This is a genomic window from Campylobacter concisus (assembly GCF_003048775.2).
Taxonomy (GTDB): domain Bacteria; phylum Campylobacterota; class Campylobacteria; order Campylobacterales; family Campylobacteraceae; genus Campylobacter_A; species Campylobacter_A concisus_I.
In genome coordinates this window covers 1,733,948-1,757,351 of record NZ_CP049272.1, presented here as the reverse complement: position 1 = coordinate 1,757,351, position 23,404 = coordinate 1,733,948, and the positions used below count along the sequence as shown (strand labels likewise).

General features: G+C 35.4%; 24 protein-coding genes and 4 tRNA genes. 15 read left to right on the top strand and 13 right to left on the bottom strand.

What is annotated here, in order from left to right:
- Positions 1-40 precede the first annotated feature (40 nt).
- The 5 genes from CVT17_RS08880 to CVT17_RS08860 all read left to right on the top strand — a co-directional run bounded on the left by CVT17_RS08880 (position 41) and on the right by CVT17_RS08860 (position 626).
- A tRNA-Gly gene (locus CVT17_RS08880) sits at positions 41-115 on the top strand.
- 8 nt (positions 116-123) lie between these two features.
- A tRNA-Leu gene (locus CVT17_RS08875) sits at positions 124-210 on the top strand.
- 6 nt (positions 211-216) lie between these two features.
- Positions 217-290, top strand: a tRNA-Cys gene (locus CVT17_RS08870).
- Positions 291-322: 32 nt separating this feature from the next.
- The gene (locus CVT17_RS08865; RefSeq protein WP_180997929.1) at positions 323-478 is read left to right on the top strand and encodes a hypothetical protein; all 156 of its coding nucleotides are present in this window, start codon (positions 323-325) and stop codon (positions 476-478) included.
- 58 nt (positions 479-536) lie between these two features.
- Positions 537-626: transfer RNA gene (locus CVT17_RS08860), tRNA-Ser, on the top strand.
- 522 nt (positions 627-1,148) lie between these two features.
- Here the strand turns inward: CVT17_RS08860 and frr are convergent.
- The 5 genes from frr to CVT17_RS08835 all read right to left on the bottom strand — a co-directional run bounded on the left by frr (position 1,149) and on the right by CVT17_RS08835 (position 4,128).
- The gene (gene frr, locus CVT17_RS08855; RefSeq protein ID WP_072595202.1) at positions 1,149-1,706 is read right to left on the bottom strand and encodes a ribosome recycling factor; all 558 of its coding nucleotides are present in this window, start codon (positions 1,704-1,706) and stop codon (positions 1,149-1,151) included.
- The gene (locus CVT17_RS08850; RefSeq protein ID WP_107770010.1) at positions 1,696-2,655 is read right to left on the bottom strand and encodes a polysaccharide deacetylase family protein; all 960 of its coding nucleotides are present in this window, start codon (positions 2,653-2,655) and stop codon (positions 1,696-1,698) included. The genes frr and CVT17_RS08850 overlap by 11 nt, the downstream gene beginning before the upstream one ends.
- Before the next feature lie 2 nt (positions 2,656-2,657).
- Positions 2,658-2,987, bottom strand: a complete 330-nt coding sequence (secG, locus tag CVT17_RS08845) for a preprotein translocase subunit SecG (protein WP_072595204.1) — start codon at positions 2,985-2,987, stop codon at positions 2,658-2,660.
- Positions 2,988-3,053: 66 nt separating this feature from the next.
- Positions 3,054-3,443, bottom strand: coding sequence for a thiamine-phosphate pyrophosphorylase (locus CVT17_RS08840; protein WP_107770011.1), 390 nt, complete (start codon positions 3,441-3,443; stop codon positions 3,054-3,056).
- Positions 3,430-4,128, bottom strand: coding sequence for a Bax inhibitor-1/YccA family protein (locus CVT17_RS08835; RefSeq protein ID WP_107770012.1), 699 nt, complete (start codon positions 4,126-4,128; stop codon positions 3,430-3,432). The genes CVT17_RS08840 and CVT17_RS08835 overlap by 14 nt, the downstream gene beginning before the upstream one ends.
- A gap of 170 nt (positions 4,129-4,298) precedes the next feature.
- Between CVT17_RS08835 and CVT17_RS08830 the strand changes: the two genes are divergently transcribed.
- The 5 genes from CVT17_RS08830 to CVT17_RS08810 are packed head-to-tail and all read left to right on the top strand — an operon-like array spanning position 4,299 to position 9,120.
- Entirely contained in the window at positions 4,299-4,943 is a 645-nt protein-coding gene (locus tag CVT17_RS08830) for a carbonic anhydrase (RefSeq protein ID WP_072595207.1), read from the top strand.
- A complete protein-coding gene (locus CVT17_RS08825; RefSeq protein ID WP_107770013.1) occupies positions 4,936-6,780 on the top strand; it encodes a mechanosensitive ion channel domain-containing protein in 1,845 nt (614 codons plus the stop codon). Before CVT17_RS08830 ends, CVT17_RS08825 begins: the two co-directional genes overlap by 8 nt.
- 10 nt (positions 6,781-6,790) lie before the next feature.
- Positions 6,791-6,949: a hypothetical protein gene (locus tag CVT17_RS08820; protein ID WP_180997316.1), complete on the top strand. Its 159-nt coding sequence runs from the start codon at positions 6,791-6,793 to the stop codon at positions 6,947-6,949.
- 46 nt (positions 6,950-6,995) lie between these two features.
- Positions 6,996-8,075 (top strand): GGDEF domain-containing protein, encoded by a 1,080-nt coding sequence (locus CVT17_RS08815; RefSeq protein WP_230853290.1) that lies wholly within the window; start codon positions 6,996-6,998, stop codon positions 8,073-8,075.
- Positions 8,068-9,120: a GGDEF domain-containing protein gene (locus tag CVT17_RS08810; protein ID WP_103641186.1), complete on the top strand. Its 1,053-nt coding sequence runs from the start codon at positions 8,068-8,070 to the stop codon at positions 9,118-9,120. The genes CVT17_RS08815 and CVT17_RS08810 overlap by 8 nt, the downstream gene beginning before the upstream one ends.
- A 25-nt stretch (positions 9,121-9,145) precedes the next feature.
- On the opposite strand, the gene CVT17_RS08805 is transcribed toward CVT17_RS08810, so the two are convergent.
- The 3 genes from CVT17_RS08805 to CVT17_RS08795 are packed head-to-tail and all read right to left on the bottom strand — an operon-like array spanning position 9,146 to position 11,975.
- Positions 9,146-10,429 (bottom strand): TRAP transporter large permease, encoded by a 1,284-nt coding sequence (locus tag CVT17_RS08805; protein ID WP_021091123.1) that lies wholly within the window; start codon positions 10,427-10,429, stop codon positions 9,146-9,148.
- Between the two features lie 11 nt (positions 10,430-10,440).
- Positions 10,441-10,983, bottom strand: coding sequence for a TRAP transporter small permease (locus CVT17_RS08800; RefSeq protein ID WP_103629383.1), 543 nt, complete (start codon positions 10,981-10,983; stop codon positions 10,441-10,443).
- Complete coding sequence (locus CVT17_RS08795) at positions 10,983-11,975, bottom strand: DctP family TRAP transporter solute-binding subunit (RefSeq protein WP_107770014.1); 993 nt, start codon at positions 11,973-11,975, stop codon at positions 10,983-10,985. The genes CVT17_RS08800 and CVT17_RS08795 overlap by 1 nt, the downstream gene beginning before the upstream one ends.
- 470 nt (positions 11,976-12,445) lie before the next feature.
- Between CVT17_RS08795 and sodB the strand changes: the two genes are divergently transcribed.
- A complete protein-coding gene (sodB, locus tag CVT17_RS08790) occupies positions 12,446-13,063 on the top strand; it encodes a superoxide dismutase [Fe] (RefSeq protein WP_107858981.1) in 618 nt (205 codons plus the stop codon).
- Between the two features lie 497 nt (positions 13,064-13,560).
- Here the strand turns inward: sodB and CVT17_RS08785 are convergent, their stop codons facing one another.
- The gene (locus tag CVT17_RS08785; protein ID WP_107858982.1) at positions 13,561-14,727 is read right to left on the bottom strand and encodes a MalY/PatB family protein; all 1,167 of its coding nucleotides are present in this window, start codon (positions 14,725-14,727) and stop codon (positions 13,561-13,563) included.
- Positions 14,728-14,826: 99 nt separating this feature from the next.
- Between CVT17_RS08785 and CVT17_RS08780 the strand changes: the two genes are divergently transcribed.
- The 3 genes from CVT17_RS08780 to tpx all read left to right on the top strand — a co-directional run bounded on the left by CVT17_RS08780 (position 14,827) and on the right by tpx (position 17,181).
- Complete coding sequence (locus tag CVT17_RS08780) at positions 14,827-15,282, top strand: DIP1984 family protein (protein ID WP_107687371.1); 456 nt, start codon at positions 14,827-14,829, stop codon at positions 15,280-15,282.
- Positions 15,283-15,499: 217 nt separating this feature from the next.
- A complete protein-coding gene (locus CVT17_RS08775) occupies positions 15,500-16,642 on the top strand; it encodes a trans-sulfuration enzyme family protein (protein WP_107858983.1) in 1,143 nt (380 codons plus the stop codon).
- Positions 16,643-16,656: 14 nt separating this feature from the next.
- A complete protein-coding gene (gene tpx / locus CVT17_RS08770) occupies positions 16,657-17,181 on the top strand; it encodes a thiol peroxidase (protein WP_107858984.1) in 525 nt (174 codons plus the stop codon).
- A gap of 45 nt (positions 17,182-17,226) precedes the next feature.
- On the opposite strand, the gene CVT17_RS08765 is transcribed toward tpx, so the two are convergent.
- The 4 genes from CVT17_RS08765 to CVT17_RS08750 form a co-directional block, all read right to left on the bottom strand.
- Entirely contained in the window at positions 17,227-17,778 is a 552-nt protein-coding gene (locus tag CVT17_RS08765) for a ribonuclease HII (protein WP_107858985.1), read from the bottom strand.
- A complete protein-coding gene (locus CVT17_RS08760; protein WP_107691607.1) occupies positions 17,778-18,632 on the bottom strand; it encodes an S-adenosylmethionine tRNA ribosyltransferase in 855 nt (284 codons plus the stop codon). Before CVT17_RS08760 ends, CVT17_RS08765 begins: the two co-directional genes overlap by 1 nt.
- Before the next feature lie 78 nt (positions 18,633-18,710).
- Positions 18,711-19,805 (bottom strand): ATP-binding protein, encoded by a 1,095-nt coding sequence (locus CVT17_RS08755; protein WP_107858986.1) that lies wholly within the window; start codon positions 19,803-19,805, stop codon positions 18,711-18,713.
- A 44-nt stretch (positions 19,806-19,849) separates the two neighbouring features.
- Entirely contained in the window at positions 19,850-22,828 is a 2,979-nt protein-coding gene (locus tag CVT17_RS08750; RefSeq protein WP_107858987.1) for an Eco57I restriction-modification methylase domain-containing protein, read from the bottom strand.
- A 257-nt stretch (positions 22,829-23,085) separates the two neighbouring features.
- Between CVT17_RS08750 and rpsJ the strand changes: the two genes are divergently transcribed.
- Positions 23,086-23,394 (top strand): 30S ribosomal protein S10, encoded by a 309-nt coding sequence (gene rpsJ, locus CVT17_RS08745; RefSeq protein ID WP_009295257.1) that lies wholly within the window; start codon positions 23,086-23,088, stop codon positions 23,392-23,394.
- Positions 23,395-23,404 lie beyond the last annotated feature (10 nt).

Genomic DNA, 23,404 nt, shown 5'->3' with positions numbered 1-23,404 from the left:
AAATTTTAAGCAATTTTTGGATAATATTGCAAACTTTAACGCGGGAATAGCTCAGGGGTAGAGCACAACCTTGCCAAGGTTGGGGTCGCGAGTTCGAATCTCGTTTCCCGCTCCATTAACTTAGCCCGAGTGGCGGAATGGTAGACGCAAGGGACTTAAAATCCCTCGGTAGTTTTTACCGTACCGGTTCAAGTCCGGTCTCGGGCACCACGATATGGCGACATGGCCAAGTGGTAAGGCATGAGCCTGCAAAGCTTTGATCCCCGGTTCGAATCCGGGTGTCGCCTCCAAACTTCAAAAATAACTACTCAAAGGAATAATAGTGAGAAATTTATTTTTAGCAGCTTGTATAGCATTTTTTGTAACTGGTTGTTCAAATACTTGGCATGGCGTAAAAGAAGATACTCATAATGCCAAAGAATGGACCAAAGAAAAGATAAATGATGGAGCTACATATATTAAAGAAAAAACAGAGTAAATTTTAGAGATTATAGTAAATTTTAAGCAAAGTTGGTTATAATCACAAATCTTTAATTCGGGAGATGGCTGAGCGGTCGAAAGCGGCGGTCTTGAAAACCGTTGAGGTGTGAAAGCCTCCTGGGGTTCGAATCCCTATCTCCCGGCCACCTATCTAATTCCTTGTTTATTTTATAAAGCATTACCTAGATTTATCGTTCATAATGGCTATAAAAAAATTTCTATAAATATTCAGTCCAAAATTTACTAAAACTAAAAATAGTAGTAAATTTCTTATTCAAAGTAAGATATTGTAAGATAAGGAAAAGTTTAAGAGTTTTTATATTTTATTTTTGACTATCTTAAATTCTCAAAATAATATTTGTAGTAGCACATCCAAAATACATAATAGGTAGTAATCCTGTGTATAAATATATGTAAAATTAATAATATTGAATAAAGAATTTAAGACGAATTCAAAATAAGAATTTAAACTAAAGCAATCCATGAAAATAGTTTAAAGTTAAAGTGGCGGCTATGTTTTATGTAGTCTAGGTTCTATTTATATTTAATAGATAAAAGTACAACAGACAAAAAATAAACTACTTGCTAATAAATATTTTTTTGAAATATTATTTTGAGAGAATATCTAGCCACATAAAAGTAGCTAGATAAGGAAAAATTCTAAATTTTTAGATTTTTAAAAGCTCAGCCTCTTTTTCTTTTACAAGAGTATCGATTTTTGCAGTGTAGGTGTCAGTTATCTTTTGAACCTCATCCTGCCCCTTTTTACTCTCGTCTTCAGTTATAGCTTTATCTTTTTCAAGCTTTTTGACTTCATCATTTGCATCTTTTCTTACGTTTCTTATACTGACTTTGGCTTTTTCTCCCATTGATTTTGCATGTTTTGCATTTTCTTGGCGTTGCTCGACGGTCATAGGTGGAAAAAATAGCTTGACACTCTCACCATCACTATTTGGATTGACGCCGATATTTGCTGCTTGGATAGCCGATGATATGGCTTTTATCATACTTTTTTCCCAAGGTGTGATAGCGATAGTTGAAGCATCGCTTGTAAGCACAGTAGCTACTTGGTTGAGCGGAGTTGGCGAGCCGTAATAATCAACCATTACATGATCTACAATATTAATGTTTACCTTGCCCGTTCTAAGCGTTGTAAAGTCGCGTTTTAATGAAGCTATTGCTTTTTCGCAGCCTTCTTTTTGTGTTTCGTAAATTTTATTTAGCATTGATGTCCTTTATTAGAAGTTTTGTACTTCGTTGATGATCTACTTTTAGTGATATTAAAACTTTGCGTTTATCGAGCGGTGGGTTAAATTTACACTCAAAAACACCATTTGTCATAGGTACCTTTTTAAAGCCATTAAAGCCAGTCATAAAGAAACTACCTTCGCTAGCATTTGTATCAGTTTTTATAATAAGTTTGTCTATTGCATTATTTTGCGGATAGCTATCCGGAAATATCCACTGGGCATTTAGAAATTTGCTATTAAACGTTAGTGCTATTTTGGTACCGTTCATTACGGGCGTTCTATAAAGATCGTAAACATCACTCTTGTCTGAAACCGCACCTGAGTTTTGATTTAAAAGTGCTAAAAAACCAAATTCTTTTGCAAGTTTTACGACTCTACTATCGATCTCACCATAAGGTACTGCAAAGAATTTTGGCTTATAGCCCATATGTTTTTCAAAGGTCTCTACACCCTTTTGAAAATCCTCTCTTAATGCCTCATCGCTAAGTTTTGTCATCCTTGGATGAGCGTACGAGTGGTATCCAATCTCACCATAAGCCTCAAGTTCTTTAATCTGATCAAATGTCAGATAATCGCCATATTTTCCAGCAATAGCCTCGACATATATCATTATGGTGAATGGATAGTTATACTCTTTAAATACACTAAGGGCCTTGTCATAGAAACTTTTATAACCATCATCTACAGTGATGACGATCCAGTTATCAGGTATTTTTTCGCCAGCATTTACAGCATCGACTAGCTTTGAGAGTTTAACGACTTCATAGCCATTATTTTTGAAATATTCAAACTGCTCTCTTAAATTTTTAATAGAAATATCAGTGCTTGTATGTCTTGGATCGTCAAAGCGATGATAGACTAAAATATGAGCGTCTGCTAAAGCAAATGTTAGCGCCAAGAATGACGCTAAAAGTGTTTTTATCATTGTTATTTTGCTGGAGTTTGTGGTGCACTAGGAGCTGATGGTACGTCGTTTGACTTTGGTATGACTAGAGATTTACTATCGACGCTATCAACGATAGAGCGTTTTAGATCTTTGTTGTAAAAATATCCAAGTGCAAGTGTGTTTAGGATAAACAAAACGCCTACCACAAAGGTAAATTTAGCTAAAAATCCAGCTGGTCCTTTTGCTCCAAAAAGACTCTCGTTACTTCCGCTATATGCCCCAAGTCCGATAGATGAGCTTTTTTGAAGTAAAACAGCGATAGTTATGATGACAGCTAGAGCAAACTGTAAGATCAAAAATATTAAACTCACGAAATTTCCTTTAAATTTTTAAAAATAATTGGTTGCGATTATACAAGAAAAGATTTAAATTTTTAGTTAAAGTTCTTTTTCAAGCTCATAAAGCTCGTATCTTATGCCTTTAAAAAGCTCGGCTTGTTCTAAATTTACGAGCTTAAAGCACTCTTCAAGCACGCGAGCACTCTCCTGAGCACGCTTGAAATTTGCAGTGATTATCTCGTCTAAATTTTCTCTAGCTTGCTCGCTTTTTGTGCTAGTTTTTAAGACATCATTTTGAGAATTTCTAAATTTTAAAAATTCTTTTTGTGGGATCTTTGCTTTGTGGCGGAGGGATTTTATTTTGTAGGCGAGCTTAGCGTCATCAAAGACGTATCTTTTTATATCTTCAACAACGCGAAGCCCTTCTTTTAGCCTATTTAGATTCGCATCTATTACTCGGTAGATGCGCTCATCTTTAGTCGTTTCTATTAAAAATTCCTAAAATTTGTAGTAATGATGTAAATAGATTTACAAAATCAAGATACAAAGCAACTGCGCCTTCAACTGGTGTTTCATAGTTTCCACGGATAATATTTTGCGTATCAAAAAGTATATATGCGCTAAATAAGATCGATGAAATACTTGCGATTACAAGTTGAAACATTGTACTTTTAACAAAGATATTGATAATAGCTGCTGCAATGATAACAATTAAGGTTATGAATAACATTTTACCCATTGTTGTAAAGTCACGTTTTGTATTCATCGCAAAGACGCTTAACGCACCAAAAGCAACTGTTGTTAGTCCAAATGCTTGAGCTACGATACCAGCTCCACTTGGCATGGTAAGGATTGCTGAAAGTAGCGGAGTTAGCGTAAGGCCACTTATAAAAGTAAATGCAAATAGAAGTATTAAATTTAATCCCTCTTTACGTTTAGCTGCCATTAAGCCAAAAAGTAGTGCAAATTCGACTATAACAAGCCCCCAAAACAAAAATCTATTTGCCGCAAAAACGCCAGCGATGCTAATACCTACATAAGCGCCAGCTGTTGCTGAAAGTAGTGATGCTGCAAAAAGTTGATAAGTTTGTTTTATAAAAGTGCTTAGTGAGCTTTGAGAGTACGCAAGTTCTTCTTGATTTTGTTTTGCGTAGTTCCTATCATACAGACTCATTTTATCTCCTTATGAATTTTTGAATGAGTTTAGCCTAAAATAATTAAACAATGAATAAAAAGAATTTTAACAAATTATATTAGTTAAAAATTTATATATTAAAGTATTTTTTAGATTAAATAAAAGTTGCTATAATCGCGTAAAAATATAAAAAATGGAGATAAATTTCTATGGATGACTCGCTACTTGAAGGTGCGGTAAAATTTATGGAAGATGGCTTTTTAGAGCATGAAGAGCTTTTTAAAAGTCTACAAAATAGACAAGACCCACATACCCTTTTTATATCCTGTGTTGATTCAAGAGTAGTACCGAATTTGATAACAAACTGCCTCCCAGGCGAGCTTTTTATGGTGCGAAATATCGCAAACATCGTGCCACCTTATAGAGTGAGCGAGGAATTTTTGGCAACGACTTCTGCTATCGAATATGCATTAGAGCTTTTAAATATCAAAAATATTATTATTTGCGGGCACTCTGACTGTGGTGGATGTGCAGCGCTTTATATGGATGAAAAAAAGCTCAAAACTACACCAAATGTTAGAAATTGGATAAAGCTAATAGAACCAATTAAGAGAGAAGTGCTTAAATTTACAAGCGACGATCCAGCAAAGATGGCGTGGCTAACTGAGAGATTAAATGTGATAAATTCGATCGAAAATATAATGACTTATCCAAATGTAAAAGAGGAGTATGAAAGAGGAAATCTTCAAATTTATGGCTGGCACTACATTATAGAAACCGGTGAAATTTTTAGCTACGATTTAAAAGAGGGCACATTCAAACTTTTAGCAGATAAAAGGGGTGAAAATGCGTAAAATTTTAACTGTCATTTTGCTCTCATTTATAATGCTTTTTGGTGCTGAAAATAATAAAACTCAAGAAGAAAATATACTAAGCCTAACAAATCAAATTTTGACTTTAAACAATCAAATCCAAATCATAAAAGCACAGCAAAAAGATACGAACTCAACAAAAGCTGATAATTCAAATTTGGCTGGACTTCAAAAGAAAAAAAATGACCTTTTGGAAAAAATTCCACTATATGTTATGCAGATTGAAGTAACTCAAAACGATATTGATAAATTTATTTTGCAAAAAAATAATTTAGAAAAAAAAGTAGCTAGATTAGAGAAGCAATCAAACAAAGATGCTTACGTTCAAAGTGCTATTGAGCTTGAGAAAATGAAGATAGATTATGCTTATTTATCGGCTTTAATTAATCTTGAAGAGATATTTAAAAAAGGTGCTAAAGCAAACTCTATAAAAGAGGTTATAGATAACGGACTTTTAAATTTACAAACAAATTCTTACGTCAGCATAAAAGAGCTAAAAGATTCGCTAAATGAGACTTCAAGCTCTTACGATAACGCATTTGCCGAGCTTGATCTAAAAAAAGAAACTGATGAGGAAATCTTAATCTATCTTAAAAACAATGCCGATCTTCTAAGCTCAAGCATGATCTTATCAGAGTTAAATTTAGTCGATACGGTCGAATATATAAATAAGCTAACTTCTATAAATTCGGCAAAATTTAACGTTGGCAAGATCGTAGTTATAATCGTAGTATTTTTATTTTTTGTCTCACTTACAAGAATTCTCGCCAAGCTTACATATTGGCTTATGTCACTCATTGCATCGGGCGAAGGTGTAAAGGAGGCAAAGGATCAGATAGTAGATATCGTTAAAAAGCCTATCTCTGCGCTTCTTATCATTTATGCACTAAATATTTGTATCGGTGTTGCCTTTTATCCAGTACCAGTGCCACTAACTCTAGCAAATATCTTCTCGATCGTCTATATAGTTGCATTTTCATGGCTTGTTTTAACTATCCTAAATGGTTATGGCATAGTAATAATCGATAAAATTGCTCAAAAGAGCAGACGAAAAGAGGTTGTAAATTTAGTTTTAAAAGTAGTCTACGTAATTGTATTAATAATCGCACTTTTACTAATTCTTCAAAAGCTTGGCTTTGATATATCAGCGCTCATAGCTTCACTTGGTATCGGTGGTCTTGCTGTTGCATTTGCTGCAAAGGACATTATCGCAAACTTCTTTGCTTCTGTCATGATGCTCTTTGATAACTCATTTTCGCAAGGAGACTGGATAGTTTGTGGCGATATAGAGGGTACTGTCGTTGAGGTTGGCTTTAGAAAGACGACTATCAGAAGTTTTGATAATGCTTTAATCTTTGTGCCAAACTCAAAACTAGCAAGTGATCCTGTTAGAAACTGGAGTAGAAGAAAAGTCGGTAGACGTATCAGAATGCTAATAGGCATTGAATATGGAGCAACAACTGACGAGATTAAAAAATGTGTAGATGACATAAAAACTATGTTGATAAATCATCCAGATATTGCCAAAAGTGAGGATATAACAGCAAAGAAAAAGGGGCTAAAATATAGACAAAGTATAGTTTCGGTTGATGATTATGCTGGGTATAAATCAAATTTATTTGTCGTGGTTGATGATTTTGCAGATAGCTCGATAAATATCTTAGTTTATTGTTTTGCAAAGACTATCGTTTGGGGAGAATTTTTAGATGTCAAACAAGATGTAATGCTAAAGATTATGGATATTTTAAAGCAAAATGGTCTAAATTTCGCATTCCCAAGCCAAAGCTTGTATATTGAAAGTGTCAAAGATAAAATTTAAGGAGAAAACAATGAGTGATGAATTTGATTATGAAGAAGTAGAAGAAGACTACTCTGAATTTAATGACGATGAGGACGATAGTAGCGATAGTTACGACTATAATTACGATGAAAATGACTACAACTACGAAGATAGTGACGAGGACGAGGATAGTTACGACTCTTATTAGAAATACTTAATGAAATTTAATGGAATAAATTTATAGGGAGTTTTGTTTGACACACGATTTTGTAGATCAAAGTAGTTATAAAGCGATCGATGATATCTATAAAACGATATTAGATGTTATGATGGTTGCAAATGCACTATCTTTGTTGCTTTTTATGATCATAGCTACACCACTACTTTTTATGTGCTTATTATTTATAGCAGCTGGGATATTGCTTAGAATAAAATTTGACATAAAATATAGAGTATTAATATCTCTTGCATTTCACCTAAATATCATATTACTTGTTACTATTATTGTTACTACTATGGGTTGGAATACTGGAATTTGGATAATACTTGTTGGTGTAATTTTTATAAACTACTTCCTAGCGTTTGATTCAAAGAGTCTTACTTATATAATGGCATTTTTAGAATTAATCTTGCTTATACTTCTTTATTTTATTCATAAAGATGAGGCGCCGCTGATCCCATCAGCTATACGAGGGGCGATAGTCGTGTGCAGTATTGTTTTTGCTTTTTTTATTGTTTTAAGACTTTCAATGTTTGCAGATATTATCACTTCTAGTGGATATCAGCAAATAAGAAAAGAGACGGAAGAGCTTGAAAAGGACTCAAAACATGATTTTTTAACTGGTCTTTTAAATAGAAGAACAATAGAAAAAACTTTAAGATTTGAACTAATTGCCAACAAGGAAAGAAGTGGTAACACAAATTTAGTCATAATGTTAGGCGATATTGATAATTTTAAAAAAATAAACGATACATACGGGCATGACTGCGGTGATGAGGTCTTAAAAGATGTAGCCAGTGCTTTAAAGAAATCATTTAGAGGCAAAGACTATGTTTGCCGCTGGGGCGGAGAAGAATTTTTGATAATCTTGCCCGATACAAAGATAGAATTTATCCACGAAGTAAGCAAAAGGCTTAAAAAACAGATAAACAATGCAAAACTTCCAGATAAAACTCCAGTTACTATGACCTTTGGCATGCTAATATGTGCAAATGGTATTGAGGTGGATTTTGAGCAAGCCATAACTTTAGTAGATAAGCTGCTTTACGAAGGCAAGCAAAATGGCAAAGACCGCATCGAATTAGAAATTTTAAAAAAGGGCTCGGATGCGTAGAATTTCACTCTATACGGCTCAAAAAATTATCATATTTTCAATATTATTAACTCACGTCTGTTATTTTTTTATTTTTTTATTTATGAAAGAAGAAATTCTAGCAGTTATGAATGTATTTTCGGTGGCAACCTATCTTTTCCTTTTAAGGCTTATTTACGATAGCCCTGAAAATAACAAGATAACAATGGTAATAGTCCAGCTTGAAATTTTATTTCATGCATTAGTTTGTATGCTAACACTTGGATGGGGATATGGATTTGGGTTGTTGTTTTTAGCATCGTCGCTAATACTATTTTTTACTTCATTTACCTATAAATTTTTTAACTACATAATAGTTGCGGTGCAAATAATTTTATCCATAGCCTGCTATGTATATTTAGATGGCCAGCTTGTAAAAGATTTTGATGGCTTTAAAGATCTACTTTTTGTTTTTAACTTAAGTATGGTTTGCGTATTTTCGGTTGTTGTTTCGTATCTTTTGGAGAGCTCAAATTTATTTATATTTTTAAGCATCTTAGAGGAAAAAGAGATGGCTGAAAATATCTTAAATCACGATCCATTAACAGGACTTTTAAATCGTACTTCAATGCAGAAAATTTTAAGTCAAAACGATCTTTATAAAAATAGGGACTTTGCTATCGTTATGTGTGATATCGATAACTTTAAAAAGATAAATGATACCTATGGACACGGCGCAGGAGATGCTGTTTTAAGAAGCTTATCAGGCATATTTAAAAATACATTTAGAGATAAAGATAGAGTAGCTAGGTTTGGCGGAGAAGAATTTTTAGCAGTTGTCTTGGGCGTAAAAAAAGATGCAGCTGTAAGTATCGTAGAGCGTGTGAGAGAGACTTTGAGTAAAAATATAGTTGAGTTTGAAAACATAAAGATCAACGCAACAATGACTTTTGGAGTAGTTGCTCATGATGGTACGGGAGAATTTAGCTTAGAAAAGATGATAAAACAAGCTGATAATCTACTTTATGCTGGTAAGCGAAATGGTAAAAATATCGTTATGAGCGCGGATTACGACCCAAAAGTATAAATTTAGAGGCAAGAGCCTCTAAATTTTAATGTCCATACATTATGTTTGGCAACCAAAGAGAAATTTGTGGTATATAAGTAACCAAGATAAGGCCAAAGAATAAAGTAAGTGTCCACGGCAAGCATGCCATGATGACCTCTTTTAAGTTCATATTTGTAAGACCGCTTGCGACAAATAAATTTAGTCCAACAGGCGGAGTCACCATACCTATCTCCATATTTACAACTAAGATAATGCCAAAATGTATCGGATCTATGCCAAGTTGCGTTGAAATCGGAAGCAATAGTGGCACCATGATCATGATGACGCTTGAAGGCTCCATGAACTGACCCATGATAAAGAGCAGGATATTTACAAATATCAAAAATCCTATCATACCAATATTTGCGTCAAGTATCATCGAAGCGATAGCTTGAGGGATCTGCTCGCTAGTTAGCAAATATGCAAAAACAACGGCATTTGCGATGATGAAAAATATCATAGCTGTTGTAAGAGCTGAGTCTAGGCAGATATCCCAAAGATCTTTTATCTTTATATCTCTGTAGATAAAAAGTGAGATAAAGAGTGCATAGACCGCACTTGCCGCAGCAGCTTCAGTTGGAGTAAAAATTCCTCCATAAATTCCGCCGATGACCACGACAACGATTAAAAGCGCCCAAAATGCTTTGGCAAATTTCTGTACTCTTACTTTAAATGGCTCAGCCTTGGTCGCTTTAAATCCAAGTTTTTTTGCGCCAACATAGGTTTGAACGAGCATAAAAGCTCCAAGCATAAGACCAGGCACAACGCCTGCCATAAAAAGCTTACCAATACTTACCTCAGCAGTTACTCCATAAACTATCATGACAACTGAAGGTGGGATCAAAATTCCAAGTGAGCCAGCCGTTGTTATGCCGCCCACTGCGTACTCTTTTGGATAGCCAGCCTCTTTTATCGCTGCAAACATAATCGAGCCAATAGCTACAACCGTCGCAGGTGAGCTTCCAGATACTGCTGCAAAGATGATGCAGGCAAATATCGCACTCATAGGCAAGCCACCTGGCAAGTGTCCGACCATAGACTTTGCAAAGTCGATGATACGTCTTGCTGAGCCGCCTTTACTTAGTAAATTTCCAGCCAAGATAAACATCGGTATCGCCATTAGCGAAAATTTATTGATACCATCAAATATAAGCTGTGGGATCGTAGCGATGTCTATATCTGTAAAAAATATCATTGTTAAAACGGTGCTAGTTCCCAGTGAAACCGCAACTGGCACACCTATTAGCATTAGCGCAAAAAGTAGGATAAATAAAAATGCTATTGTCATCTTTTTTCTCCTTAATCTTTGACTACGCTACCATGAGCTAGCTCATGTGCCTCGTTACTCACAACGTTTTCAGCAGGCGTTAGAGCTACTTTTATGGCTTTTTCAGTCGAGCGGTAACTAGCTGTGACAAAGGCTATAGGAAGCACTAGCATAGGTACCCATTGTGGTATGCCAAGGTCTATTATCATCTGCTCGATCTCGTGAAGAATTTGTAGATAATCAATCGAATAAACAGCGATAAATAACAAAAACACAGTAGTTAGTACATGAGAGAAGATTAAACACGCTTTTGCAAGGGCTGGTGGAAATTTTTCCACCAAAATAGTTACACTGACGTGAATGCCCTTATTAAAGCCGTATGCCGCGGCAAAAAACGCCGACCAGATAAAAAGATAGTTTGATAGCTCGCTCGCCCAAGACCAGCTTTTATCGAAAAAATATCTAGCCATAACATTTGCAAAGGCTAGCAATGTTCCACTTGCGAGCCCAACTACTGCGATAGTTTTATTTAGTGAGGCTATCGCTATATCAAGGACATTAAAAAAGCTCTTCATTATTTTGTTCCAAGAGTCTTTTCTATGAGGTCTTTACCGATAACATCATAAAATTTAGGATAGATTGATTGCATAACCTTTTGCCACTCAGCCTTTTGTGCATCATCGATCTTGAAAATTTCTAGCTTTTTGGTGTCTGCTATATATTTTTCAAGCTCAGCTATGACGTGAGCGTCCTCTTTTGCTGTCTCTTCTCTCTCAAAAGCTGTTGCTTCGCTTAGAGCTTGTTTTACATTTGCTTTTAGATCATCTGGTAGCTTGCTCCAAAATTTATCGCTCATAACGACTAAATAGCCCAAATATCCGTGACTTGAAAGTGTGAGCGAGCTTTGAACTTCGTGAAATTTTGAGTTATAGAAATTTGAAAGTGGGTTTTCTGTCGCATCAACTACGCCTTGTTGAAGTGCAGAGTAAACTTCTGAAAATGGAAGTACTTGCGGGTTGCCACCAACTACTTTAATTTGTTCTTCAAGTACCTTTGAGCTTTGGATTCTAAATTTTTGTCCTTTTGCATCTTCTGGCACAAGAACTGGCTTTTTGCTTGAGCTAAAATGCTTAAATCCAGCATCCCAATAATCAAGCGCCACAAAGCCCTTTTTTGTAACAAGGGCTTTTAGCTCCTCGCCGACCTCGCCGTCTTGGACCTTATGAAGGTGCTCTGCATCTTTAAAGATGAAAGGCAGGTCAAATAGCTGAAACTGCGGCACAATAGGCGTAAATTTTGAAAAACTTGGAGCTGCCATTTGAACATTGCCAAGCTTTAACGCACCAAAAACTCTATCATCATCAAGTAGCTGAGCTGATGGGAAGACTTGAACTTTTAGTTTACCGCCACTTAGCTCCTCAGCACGTTTAGCAAAAAAGTCAGCCGCTTTGCCTTTTGGTGTAGAAGCTGCGACAACGTGAGCAAATTTGATCGTATAGACCTTGTCTGCACCAAATGCTAAGCCACTGATGGCACAAGTGAAAAGTAAAGCTTGTAAGAATTTCATCTTTTATCCTTTGTAATGGTTTTGTTAAACGCATTATAAATTTCAAAAAAATAAAAAAATTTAGAAATTTTTGTTTCGTAAATTCACAGCTATTTATTTTTTTATATGTGTATTTTTAGTAACAAATGTGCTTTTTAAAAAGCTAATTTATATTTTTCAAAAAAAATTTTTTTATAATTTTTTTCAATAACTAAACTTTTAAATTATATTTGTTACTTTTTACACATAAAATTTATTTTTATTTTTTTACATTTAATAAATTTTTTTGAATCCATTTAACCAAATGTATGGGATATTTTTGCTCCAAATTTTTTTCTTTTCTATAAGTTTAAAAAGCCCGCCAAAAAAAATGTAAGTTTAGGTTTGCTTAAATTTAGCCTATATTTTGCGGCTAAATTTAAAAGATTTTTATTTATTAATTTTTTATGGCTATAATACAAAACAACAAATTTTATTATTAAGGAATTATTATGTTTGAACTTAGAAAACTTCCATTTGATGCAAATAGCAATGCAGTAGTTAGCGCAAAAACCTGTGAATACCACTACGGCAAGCATCATGCAACTTACGTAGCAAATTTAAACAATCTTATAAAAGATACAAAATTTGCTAACGCATCTTTTTATGAAATTCTAACAAATAGCGAAGGTGGGCTTTATAACAACGTTGCTCAAGTTTACAACCACGACTTTTACTGGGACTGCATCGCTAAAAAAAGCGAGATGCCAAGCGAGCTAAAAGCTGCGATCGAAGCAAATTTCGCGAACTTCAAAGAGGAGTTTTTAAAGGCAGCTACAACGCTTTTTGGCTCAGGCTGGGCATGGCTTGTCTTTGACCCAAGCAGCAAAAAGCTAGAGATCGTGCAAACTAGCAACGCAAAAACTCCAGTAAGCGATGGCAAAGTGCCACTTCTAGTAGTTGATGTGTGGGAGCACGCTTACTACATCGACAACTTCAACGCTCGTCCAAAATACCTAGAGACATTTTATGAGAACATAAACTGGGAATTTGTGAGCAAAGCTTATGAGTGGGCGCTAAAAGAGGGCCTTGGCTCAGTTGAGTTTTACACAAAAGAACTACATAAATAGTATCTGGCGGGGCTTTCCCGCCTTTAAATTTCTACTTTTATCTAAATTTTTAAAATCATCAAATTTATCAGCAAAAACTATCTTGTTTTAAAAGAAAGTGCAACTTCAAAAATAGCTCAAAATTTTATTTTAGCAAACAATTTTTCTTAAATTTAAAAACAATACGAGATAGCTCATCTTTAAAATTTTGGTTTTAAACATACTGCTAAATTTACAAGCTATGGGCATAGAATTTACCACTTCAAAAAGGCATAAAATGTTTGCTTTATCAATCTACTATATCGTAATTGAGAGCGGTCATATACTTAAATTTAAAGCAACCAAATAAAAACTAGTGTAGGCCATCTTATCTTTAAATTTATTAGCAAAACTTGATTTGATGTTAAAAAATGGTGGTGGGGGGGCAATGTTCACTGCTTCAAAAGTGCCCCGAGCTGTATCAATATTAGGCAGGAGTAGCTTAAAATTCAAAAGCCACTCAGCCAAATTTACTCAATTTATCTTTTTGAAGTGTATAAATTTATACCATTTTGTAAGCGTTTTAGCCCCTCAAGCACTCTGGCTCTTTGGGTTGCGATATTCATACGGAGGAAAAATCTATCTCCCCTGTAAGCATTGCCGTCATTTAGCCAAAGTCCAGCTTTGTCACGCAAGAAATTCATAAAGTCGCTCGAATCCTCGCAAAACGCGCTGCAATCAAGCCATAAAAGATAAGTCGCATTTGAAGGCAGAAGCTTTACTGGCAAATTTTGCTCTTTTATGAAATTTATAACGACCTTTTTGTTTTCAAAAAGATACTCCCTAAGCTCATCAAGCCATGTTTGACTATCGTTAAATGCCGCTATTGTCGCAGTTATCGCAAATGCGTTTGCTTCACCTATCTCATCATAATTTACAGCCGCATTTATTCTGGCGCGTATCTGCTCATTAGGTGTGATGATAGCTGAGCTTTGAAGTCCTGCTATATTAAAGGCTTTTGTTGGTGAGATGCATGTGATTGAGTTATTTTTACACTCTTTGCTAACGCTAATAAATGGCACGTAACTTAGACCAGGATCTGTTATGTCGCAGTGGATCTCATCGCTGATAACCAAAACATCATGCTTATAGCAAAGCTCACCTATTTTTTTAAGCGTCTCTTTGTCCCAAATTTTTCCTATTGGATTGTGAGGATTACAAAGAAGCATCATAGTTGTTAGTGGTTGAGCTAGCTTTGCTTCAAGGTCTTCAAAATCGATCTCATAAGAGCCATCTTTATAGACAAGGTCGTTTGATAAAATTTCACGGCCGTTGTTTTTTATGCAGTTAAAAAATACATGATAGACGGGAGCTTGAACTAAAATTTGATCTCCTGGATTGCTAAATCTTCTAATCGCAGTAGAAATCGCTGGTATAACACCAGTGCAAAAGCACATCCAATCGTTTTCAAAGCTAACATTATGACGCCTCTTCCACCAGCCTTTAATCGCTTCGTTCCACTCTTTTGGGATAAATGAGTAGCCAAAGACGCCATTATCAAGACGCTTTTGTAGGGCATTTAAAATTTCAGGTGCAGCCTTAAAATCCATATCAGCAACCCACATTGGCAAAACATCATTTTTCATTCGCCATTTTGATGAGTTAGTGCCATCTCTGCTAATAAGCGTATCAAAATCGTACTTCATAGCTTTTCCTTAAAATAAAATTTTAAATCAATTATAACCCAAAAGATACTAATATAATTTGAAATTTTCTCTCAATTTATATTTCAAAAGGAAAAAATGATGAAATTAGCTCAGGCTCTCATTTTAAGAGCCGATACACAAAAACGTTTAGAGCAGCTAAAAGGTAGGTTACTCGATAATGCAAAAATGCAAGAAAATGAAAGACCTAGTGAAGATCCAAAACTTCTTTTAAAAGAGCTTGATAGGCTAAGCGATGAGCTATTTAGACTGATCTTGACTATAAATTTAACAAACTCAAGTGCAAAATTTGAAGGCGCGAGTCTAACTGAAATGATCGCTAAAAAAGATACGCTAAGCCAAAAAGCAAGCGTGCTTAGGGATTTTGCCAAAAGCGCAAGCCAAAAGGTCGATCTTTACTCAAATAGCGAGATAAAAATTTTAAGTAGTGTTGATGTGGCCACGCTCCAAAAGCAAATAGACGAGCTATCCAAAGAGATCAGAGAGCTAGATATGAAGCTACAAGAGGCAAACTGGCAAGTTGATCTTGTAGAGTAAAATTTATGGTGAAAATGTAGCTAAAGGCGAGTAAAAAAGAAAAATTTATTAGGCTTGCGGGGAGAGAGCAAAAGCTTAAATTTATCCCAGCAATTTAAAAAATGCATTCTTAAAAATAAATGTTACTACCACTTACTGATTTAGCTACGTTTTGGGTGGGTTTGGGGAAGATTAATCTTTATTATGTAAGATTTCACAAATTTTTAAAAGGAAATTTATGAAACTTGACACATTGATCGTAAAAGGCATTGAAGCTAAAAATAACCCAAATAAAGCTGTTATTCCGCCTGTTTTTTTAGCAAGTACATTTGTGCAAGATGATCTTGAAAATTTTCAAGAATTTGCATATTCGCGTGGTAGTAACCCAACCAAAAAAGCATTTGATGAAATTTTTGCAAAGGTTGAAGGCAGCAAATATGCATTTAGCTTTGGTTCAGGCATGGCAGCAACAGCGGCGGCACTTAGCCTTATAAAAACTGGGCAAAAAGTCCTACTAAATAGTAACGTCTATGGCGGCACTTATAGATATGTTACAACCGTTTTTGAAAGCCACGGCATAAAGAGCGAATTTATAGATGATCTAAATTTTTTAAGCGAAGATGATATAAGTGACGATGTAGCAGCGATATTTATCGAAACTCCGTCAAATCCTCTCTTAAGAGTGATAGACATCGCTAGAATTTCAAAGATCGCTCACAAAAAAGGTGCTCTAGTCATCGTGGATAACACATTTTTAACGCCTTATTATCAAAGAGTGCTTGATCATGGAGCTGATATCGTGGTTTATAGCGCTACAAAGTATATCGGTGGACACGCTGATGTGATCGCTGGTATCGTCACGCTAAACGATGATGCTTTGGCCGAAAAGATAAAATTTGCTAAAAACACACTTGGTGGCATCATAAGCCCGATGGACGCATACTACCTAATACGTGGGCTTAAAACGCTTAGCGTTAGGTTTGATAGACAAACACAAAATACACATAAAATAATCAAATTTTTGCAGAATAATGACGCAGTTAGCGTGGTGCATTTTGCCGGCTCATATAGCGAGCAAGAGGCTAAGATGCAAGCGGCTCAAGCAAGCGACATTGGTGCACTTATCTCATTTGAGTTAGATGAAAAATATGATGTAAATAAATTTGTAAAATCACTAGAAATTTTTGATCTAGCGGTAAGCCTTGGCGGCGTAGAAAGCCTCATTTGCAGGCCTGCGACGATGACACATGAGGCATATCCAAAAGAGGTGCTAGATAAGATCGGCATAAAGCAAAACTTGCTTCGCTTAGCAATTGGTATCGAAAACGCTGATGATCTAATAGCAGATCTTGATCAAGCATTTAAAAAAGCAAAAAAATAATAAAGGAGATAGATATGGCAACTACAAAATTTAAAGGTAGTGAGGTAAATTTAAGTGGAAATGAGGTCTTCGTAGGCTCTTATGCTCCTGAAGCAAAAGTCGTAGCGCAAGATCTTAGCGAGTTTAGCGTAGGCGGAAATAATGGCGTAGAAGTACTTGTTTGCTTGCCATCACTTGATACTGGCGTTTGCGCAGCAGAGGCTCGTAAATTTAACGAAAAAGTAGCTGGCAAACATGGTGTAAAACTTAGCATCATCTCAAATGATTTGCCATTTGCGATGGGGAGATTTTGCACGACTGAAGGCATAGAAAATTTACGTGTAGGAAGTGACTTTAGATACGGAGAATTTGCTAAAAACTATGGTATTTTAATGAGCGATGGCCCACTAAAAGGACTACTCGCAAGAGCTGTATTTGTCATCAATGATGGCGTAATCATTCACAAACAAATCGTCCCTGAAGTGACAGAAGAGCCAAACTACGATGCTGTATTTGATGCTATTAAAAGTAGCGGTAGTTGCGGTTGTGGCTGCCATTAAAAAAGGCATTATCTAAGCATCTATTTGATGCTTAGATGATTAATCTTAGTCAAATAGAGATTTTTCAAAAGACTTTACTACAAAACTTTTTCTATGAAGGCTTGAATAGCCAAACTTAGCAATGGCTTCTAGATGCGCCTTTGTGCCATATCCTTTGTGCCTAGAAAAGCCATATTTTGAGTAAATTTTATCCCAGCCTTTCATCAAACTATCACGACTAACCTTTGCTAATATGCTAGCAGCGCTTACCCCAGAGACTTTGCTATCAGCTTTTATCATTGTTGTGATACCAACGCCATAGTCTAAATTTCCATCGTAAATGATCTCAAAATCCTTAAAATGCGCCTTAAAAATTTTGAGTGCTCGTCTTAAGCACTCACTTAGTCCAAGTTCGTCTATCTGGACGTTTGAGAAGTAAATGATGAGAAAATTTGAGCTTTTTATAATCTCTTTAAAAAGCTCCTCGCGCTTTTTTGCGGTTAGTTTTTTGGAGTCGTTTAAGCCTGAAATTTCTTTATTTAGCACGCAGGCCGCTACGTTTAAAGGCCCAGCTAAAGCCCCACGTCCAGCCTCATCTATGCCACAAATTTTTGCCATTAAAGTCCGATTTCATCGCTAAAGTAAGGTCTTAGCTCATCAAGCGGCACGCTAATTTGCTCCTCGTTTAAAAAGGTAAGCCCAAGTGGCGAAAGTACAAAATTCTCGCTAACTCCTGCTGTTGCGAGGATTGCTTTTAGATGAGGGTCGTTCATATCTTTAAAAATCTGCTTTAACTTTAGCTTTTTGTTGGTTTTAAGTAAGACAACATCGCAGCTAGTTTTGTTATTTTTATAGGTACAGATGCTTTTTATTTTGTCATTTATATAGTAGATGTTATCTAGGCTTTCAAATTGGTTATTTGGCCATTTTTTACGCTCGCTTTTTAGGTCATAAAGTGTCGAGAGCAATTTATTTTTATTTTTTTTAGCCGATTCTTTGGCAAATATATCGTTAATTATAGCTTCGTATCTTGTGCCATTTGCTTCGGTCATTTGAATGCCAATATTTAGCATTTCATACTCTTTTTCTTTTTTGATAGTTGCATTATAGGCTTTATTTTTAACGATTATTTTGCCCTTTAGCTCGCCATTTTCATTTTTAACGTCTAAATTTATCTTATCAGATACAGCATTTAGCGACGAAATTTCACTGCTATTTTGCTCAAGATTACCTTTTTCGTAGTCGTATTTTGTACCATCAAAAAAGATATGTCCGCTTATCTTGGCCGGCACTTTAAAGCTCTTACTTTGCTTAAAATTTTCAAATTCATCTTTAAAATAGTTCATATAAACTTCAAATTTTATACCATTTGCCTCACCAATAAATTTATAAAATTTTGCCCAGTTTTCGTGATTTATCTCATAGCCAAATAGACCTACTATAAGTATAAAAATCCCAATAAATGCTCTCATGTCCGTCCTTTATAGTTTTTTTGATTATAGCTTCTTTACTTTAAGCTTTTAAAACAATAATCAAATAAAGGTTTAAATTTATAAACCTAGACTCCACCTAGAAAAGGGCAAAATTTCGCATTTTATGCCCTCAAAGCTAAGCTCGGCTTGGTTTGCGACGCTGATTATCTGAAGCTTACTTACACCCAGCTCTTTTAAGCTTGCGTGGAGTTTTTTAAATTTTAAAAAGATGATCTCTGGTGCAGAAAACGGTACACAGATGATCGCGATCTTCCTTTTATTAAGGAAGAAATCAATCTCTTTTGTGTAGTAAATTTCATCTTTAAATTTAAGCAATTCGCAAAAAACGACATTTGCAAAGACAGCTAAAAAATCCTTTTTTAGGTATAAAGCGTTGCGAAGTGCAAAATTTGTAAAGTAGAGCTTTTTACTCGTGCTGCTCTCATCTAAATTTGGTACTAATTCTATAAAGCCATTTTCATTAAGGCTGGCTACTGTGTTATAGACACTATCTTTTGAGATTTTCATCTGCTCTTTTAGGTTTTTGTAGATACCAAAAGTACTAAGCATATCGTGGCATTTTGGAGCACATTCTTTTAAAATCGCAATACTTTGCTCGCTTAAATTTGCTCTTAAGAGCTGTTGTAAGTGAGCTGTGACCTCGCTGGAGTCCAAAAAAGCACTTGCTATCTCGTTGCCGTGAGCCAAAAAGTAGCTAAAAAGCAGATCTTGATCCAAATTTTTCTTAAAAAATAGTATAAATTCCTCGTAATCGAGATAGTTTAAATTTATGCGAGCAAAGCCGTCAATCGTGAGTGAAAATTCCTTGCTTGTAAGGATAATATTTTCAAGTGTTGCGCCCTTTAAAAAGTCTAAATTTGCAAGGTCAGTAGCTTGTAAATTTTCAACTGCGAGCACCTTTATCTGGGTATTTTTTTCTAAAAATTCTTTTAAATTTGCTAAAAGTAAGGTTCTGTCTATCCTTAGATCGTCTAAATTTACATAAAGTCTCTCTTCGCTTTTATAATGGCTCAAAAACTCATAAACAAGGGCTGTTTTGCCACTTGAAATGGCGCCAACGATAAGCGTTTTTGGCGAGATGATTTCGTATTTCCTGGGGATAAATTTACTTGATTTAAGCGGCTGATTGTAATAAAGCTCTAATTGGTTCATTTTCTCCCCTTTGTAAGATGTATATGTAAATTTTTGTTATACCGTCAATTCCCCCCCCCCCCCGCTATAAGCGCGAGCTCATCGCTTGTTAGTTCATAAAGCTCAAAAACAAGTTTGTCTATTTTTTCGTCGCTTGCCTTGATTTTGTCGTTTAGCGCGTCGATATTTTCTTTGGCTTCTAGCTTTTCATCAAGATTTAAAGCAGACATGTGCTTCTCGTAAAGCTTGTTTTTTCCATTGGCCTTTAAAATTTCATCGACCAAATTTATTATCTCGTTTGCTAAATTTTCATTTTGTGGCGTGATTTGTGGGATAGGCAAAATTTCTAAGCGATTTGTTGTTATTTCGCCTTCAAGTCCGCCTCCAGCATAGAAAAAGTTGAAAATTTTATAAACAGCTGTTGAATTTAAAAAAGCTAATAAAAATTTTAAATTTTCGCCAGTTATGCAATATGCAGTATTGTTTGGAATATTATTATTTGTATCGTAAGCAAATTTTGGACTTTGCACAATTTTTGCACATAAAATTTTCTCTTTTTCGAATTCCTCATAATAAGCGATATTGTCTTGCGTCTCAAACCACTTATTTGATGTTTTTTTGCGACATTTTTTACCATTTATGGTTTCGCCACTTTGTGCTATATAAGGCAAGAAATTTTGTAAATATCCCTTAAGACTTGGAAAATTTTCAATATCTATCTTTAATGCCGGAAAAGTGCAAATGAGCCACAGCCCAGCCCACTCATAGTCATAACGCTTTATATCTTGACCCCTTAAGATCGGCCTAATGAGCTTTTGTGTCCGCTCTCTTTCTTCTCCAGTGCAGTTATTTAAAATTTTATCACGGGTGTCACTATCAATAATAAATACTTCATTTAGTCCTGTTTTGATACCAGAATGAATTTTTATGCCCCAATTTTTTAATGGCTCTGCAACTTTTTCGATCTTGCTTTTTAGCTCAAATTTGCTCTTATCTAAAAAAGTAAAATTTGTTTCGTTTAGCGTGGATTGTGGTATTTGGATAAATTTTTGCGTTTTTAAATTTATGGTACTTGAAGCTAGGAAATCAAATTTTGAATTTTCACCGGCTCTTATTTTTCTAAAAATAGTAATTGCACTATCTACGCTCGCGTCTTCAAAAACTTTAACCCCAGTAAAATCAATAATGTGTGTTATTTGCGTATTTTCTAATATAAATTTACGTAAATTTTCACCATAGCTGGCACGGAAAAATTTGTTTGAACATATAAAACCTAAAAACCCATTTTCTTTTAGATGTGTAATGCCAAGCTCATAAAAATAGACAAACAAATCAGCCGTGCCACTATAAACTTTATATTCTTGTAAGGCAGGCTTTTGCTCTTTTATCGCCTCTTGTCTGACATAGGGAGGATTGCCGATAACGACATCAAATTTAAAGTCAAAAGGAAATTCTAAAAGCGAGTTTGCTGCTACTAAATTTTTACTAAGATCTGTCAAAACTCGTCCCTTTACAGCTGTGCGGAGCCAAAGAGATAGCCTAGCGATCTCGACCGCATCGGCATTTATATCTACGCCGTAAAGGTTGTTTTCTAAAATGGTGCTTTCTATATCGTAAAGTCCCAAGCCCTCGCCCTCATATACTTTGCGGTAAGTGTCTAATGCGCCATGCTCGGCAATTAGAAATTCTAAAGCTTGGTTTAAAAATGCACCAGAGCCGCAAGCTGGATCAAGTATCTTAAGGGATAAGAGCCACTCGCGGTAAGCATAAATTTTGTCTTTGATCTCACTTTCTGCTTTGGTTAATTTTTTTGGGTTTTTTGGTGCTAATAGCTCATTTAGATCAAGCCCTAGCTCATCTTTTTTAGCTTTACAAAGCATGCCAAGTGAATTTTCAACTATAAATTCTGTTATAAACTCTGGTGTATAAAATATGCCATCTTTTTTACGTTTGCTCTGTTTGGCATCAAATTCATTACCATTTATTTGCGCATTTAGCTCTTCAAGGTCGTTTAGTGAGCTTTCAAAGATATGTCCTAGGATATTTACACCGATGTCGCTTAAAAAGTCATAGTCGCTTAAAAACTGTGCTTCAAGTACGCTATCGTCTATCTTTAGCGCATCAAGCTCAGTGTCTGCGGCAAAAAGACCGCCATTATAGCGTTTGATATCAAGACGTTCACTGCCTTCATCAATGGCTTTAAAGTAAATTTTGTAAAAGTCATAAAAACTAAGCTCAGTAACTTGGTTTTGAAATTTATCTTTTATCTCAGCTATCGTGCGAAGTCTTAGTAGCCCGCGGTCTTCAGCAAATAGTATAAAGACAAACCTATCACATAGTTTTTGAGTTAGGCTTAAAAGCCTATTTTTATCAACGCTAGTATTGTTTTTGCAAATATTTTTAAAAAGAGTGAGCCTAAATGCGCTAAAGTCTTTATAAAATTTGTTTGAAATTTCACGCTCGTGAGTGGCAAATTTCTCTTTTAGCTTTAGCGGCAGATCCGTGCTAATGCTCTCAAAGCTAAGCAGTAAATGAAGTCTTTTAAACTCGTCAAAGTTTGCTGTAAAAAGGTCAAATTTTTCAAATGTTGTTTTATTGCCGATGTAAAAACGCAGTTCATTAAAATTTGAAACAACGACATATTTGGCATTTTCATGCGAGATAAGATAGCGAAAAGCTTGATCCACTGGGCTAAGCTCGCGGCTGGACGGAGTTTTATCAAGATGCTGTGTGGTCTGATCTTTTAGCTCGATCACGCATCTAACTTCGCCATTTATAAGTATCGCCCCATCTGCCTTTTTGCCGTCAGTTTCGTTCTTTTTCTCACGCTCAAGATTGAAATTTGTAGGATTAGTAGTGTCCAAAGTGTAGCCAAGGCAGTCTTCAAAGATATCTTTTAGAAACTGAGTTTGAAATTTCTCTTCTTTGAAGCTCTTAATGTCGCTAGCTTTTGCCTGATACATTTGCAAATTTATATAACGCTTTTTAAGCTTCTCCTCGTCTTGATCTTGGGTTAGTAAGAATTTTGTATTAAAGATCGGCATCTTTTCTCTTTAAAATTTTAATTTCTTGGAATCTTATCTTTTTAAATTTTATATCTTCCTTATTAAAAGGAAATAATTAATCAAAATTCATCAAAAAATAACGTTTTTCTTGACAACTATAATAGCTTTTTTGTAAAATCGCGTTCTCTTTACGAAAAGACAAGCGTCTTTGCTCGTACGATCGCTTGATCCTATGCGAGTTATTTTGATGTAAAGAGGTCGCGAGTTTGCGACAAGTTCTTTTTAAAGGAAAACACATGGAAAGAATCAGGTTAAAGCTAAAAGCTTACGACCATAGAGTTCTAGACCGCACTGTTGCAGCAATCGTAGAAGCTGTCAAACGAACAGGTGCCGACGTTCGTGGCCCGGTACCAATGCCTACAAAGATCAAACGCTATACAGTCTTAAAATCTCCACACATCAACAAAGACTCACGTGAGCAGTTTGAGATGAGAATACACGCTCGTATGCTTGACATCGTAGCTGCTACTCCAGAAACTGTAGATAGCCTAACAAAACTCGACCTGGCTCCAGAAGTTAATGTCGAAGTTCGTGCGATGAAATAAGCGGACAAAA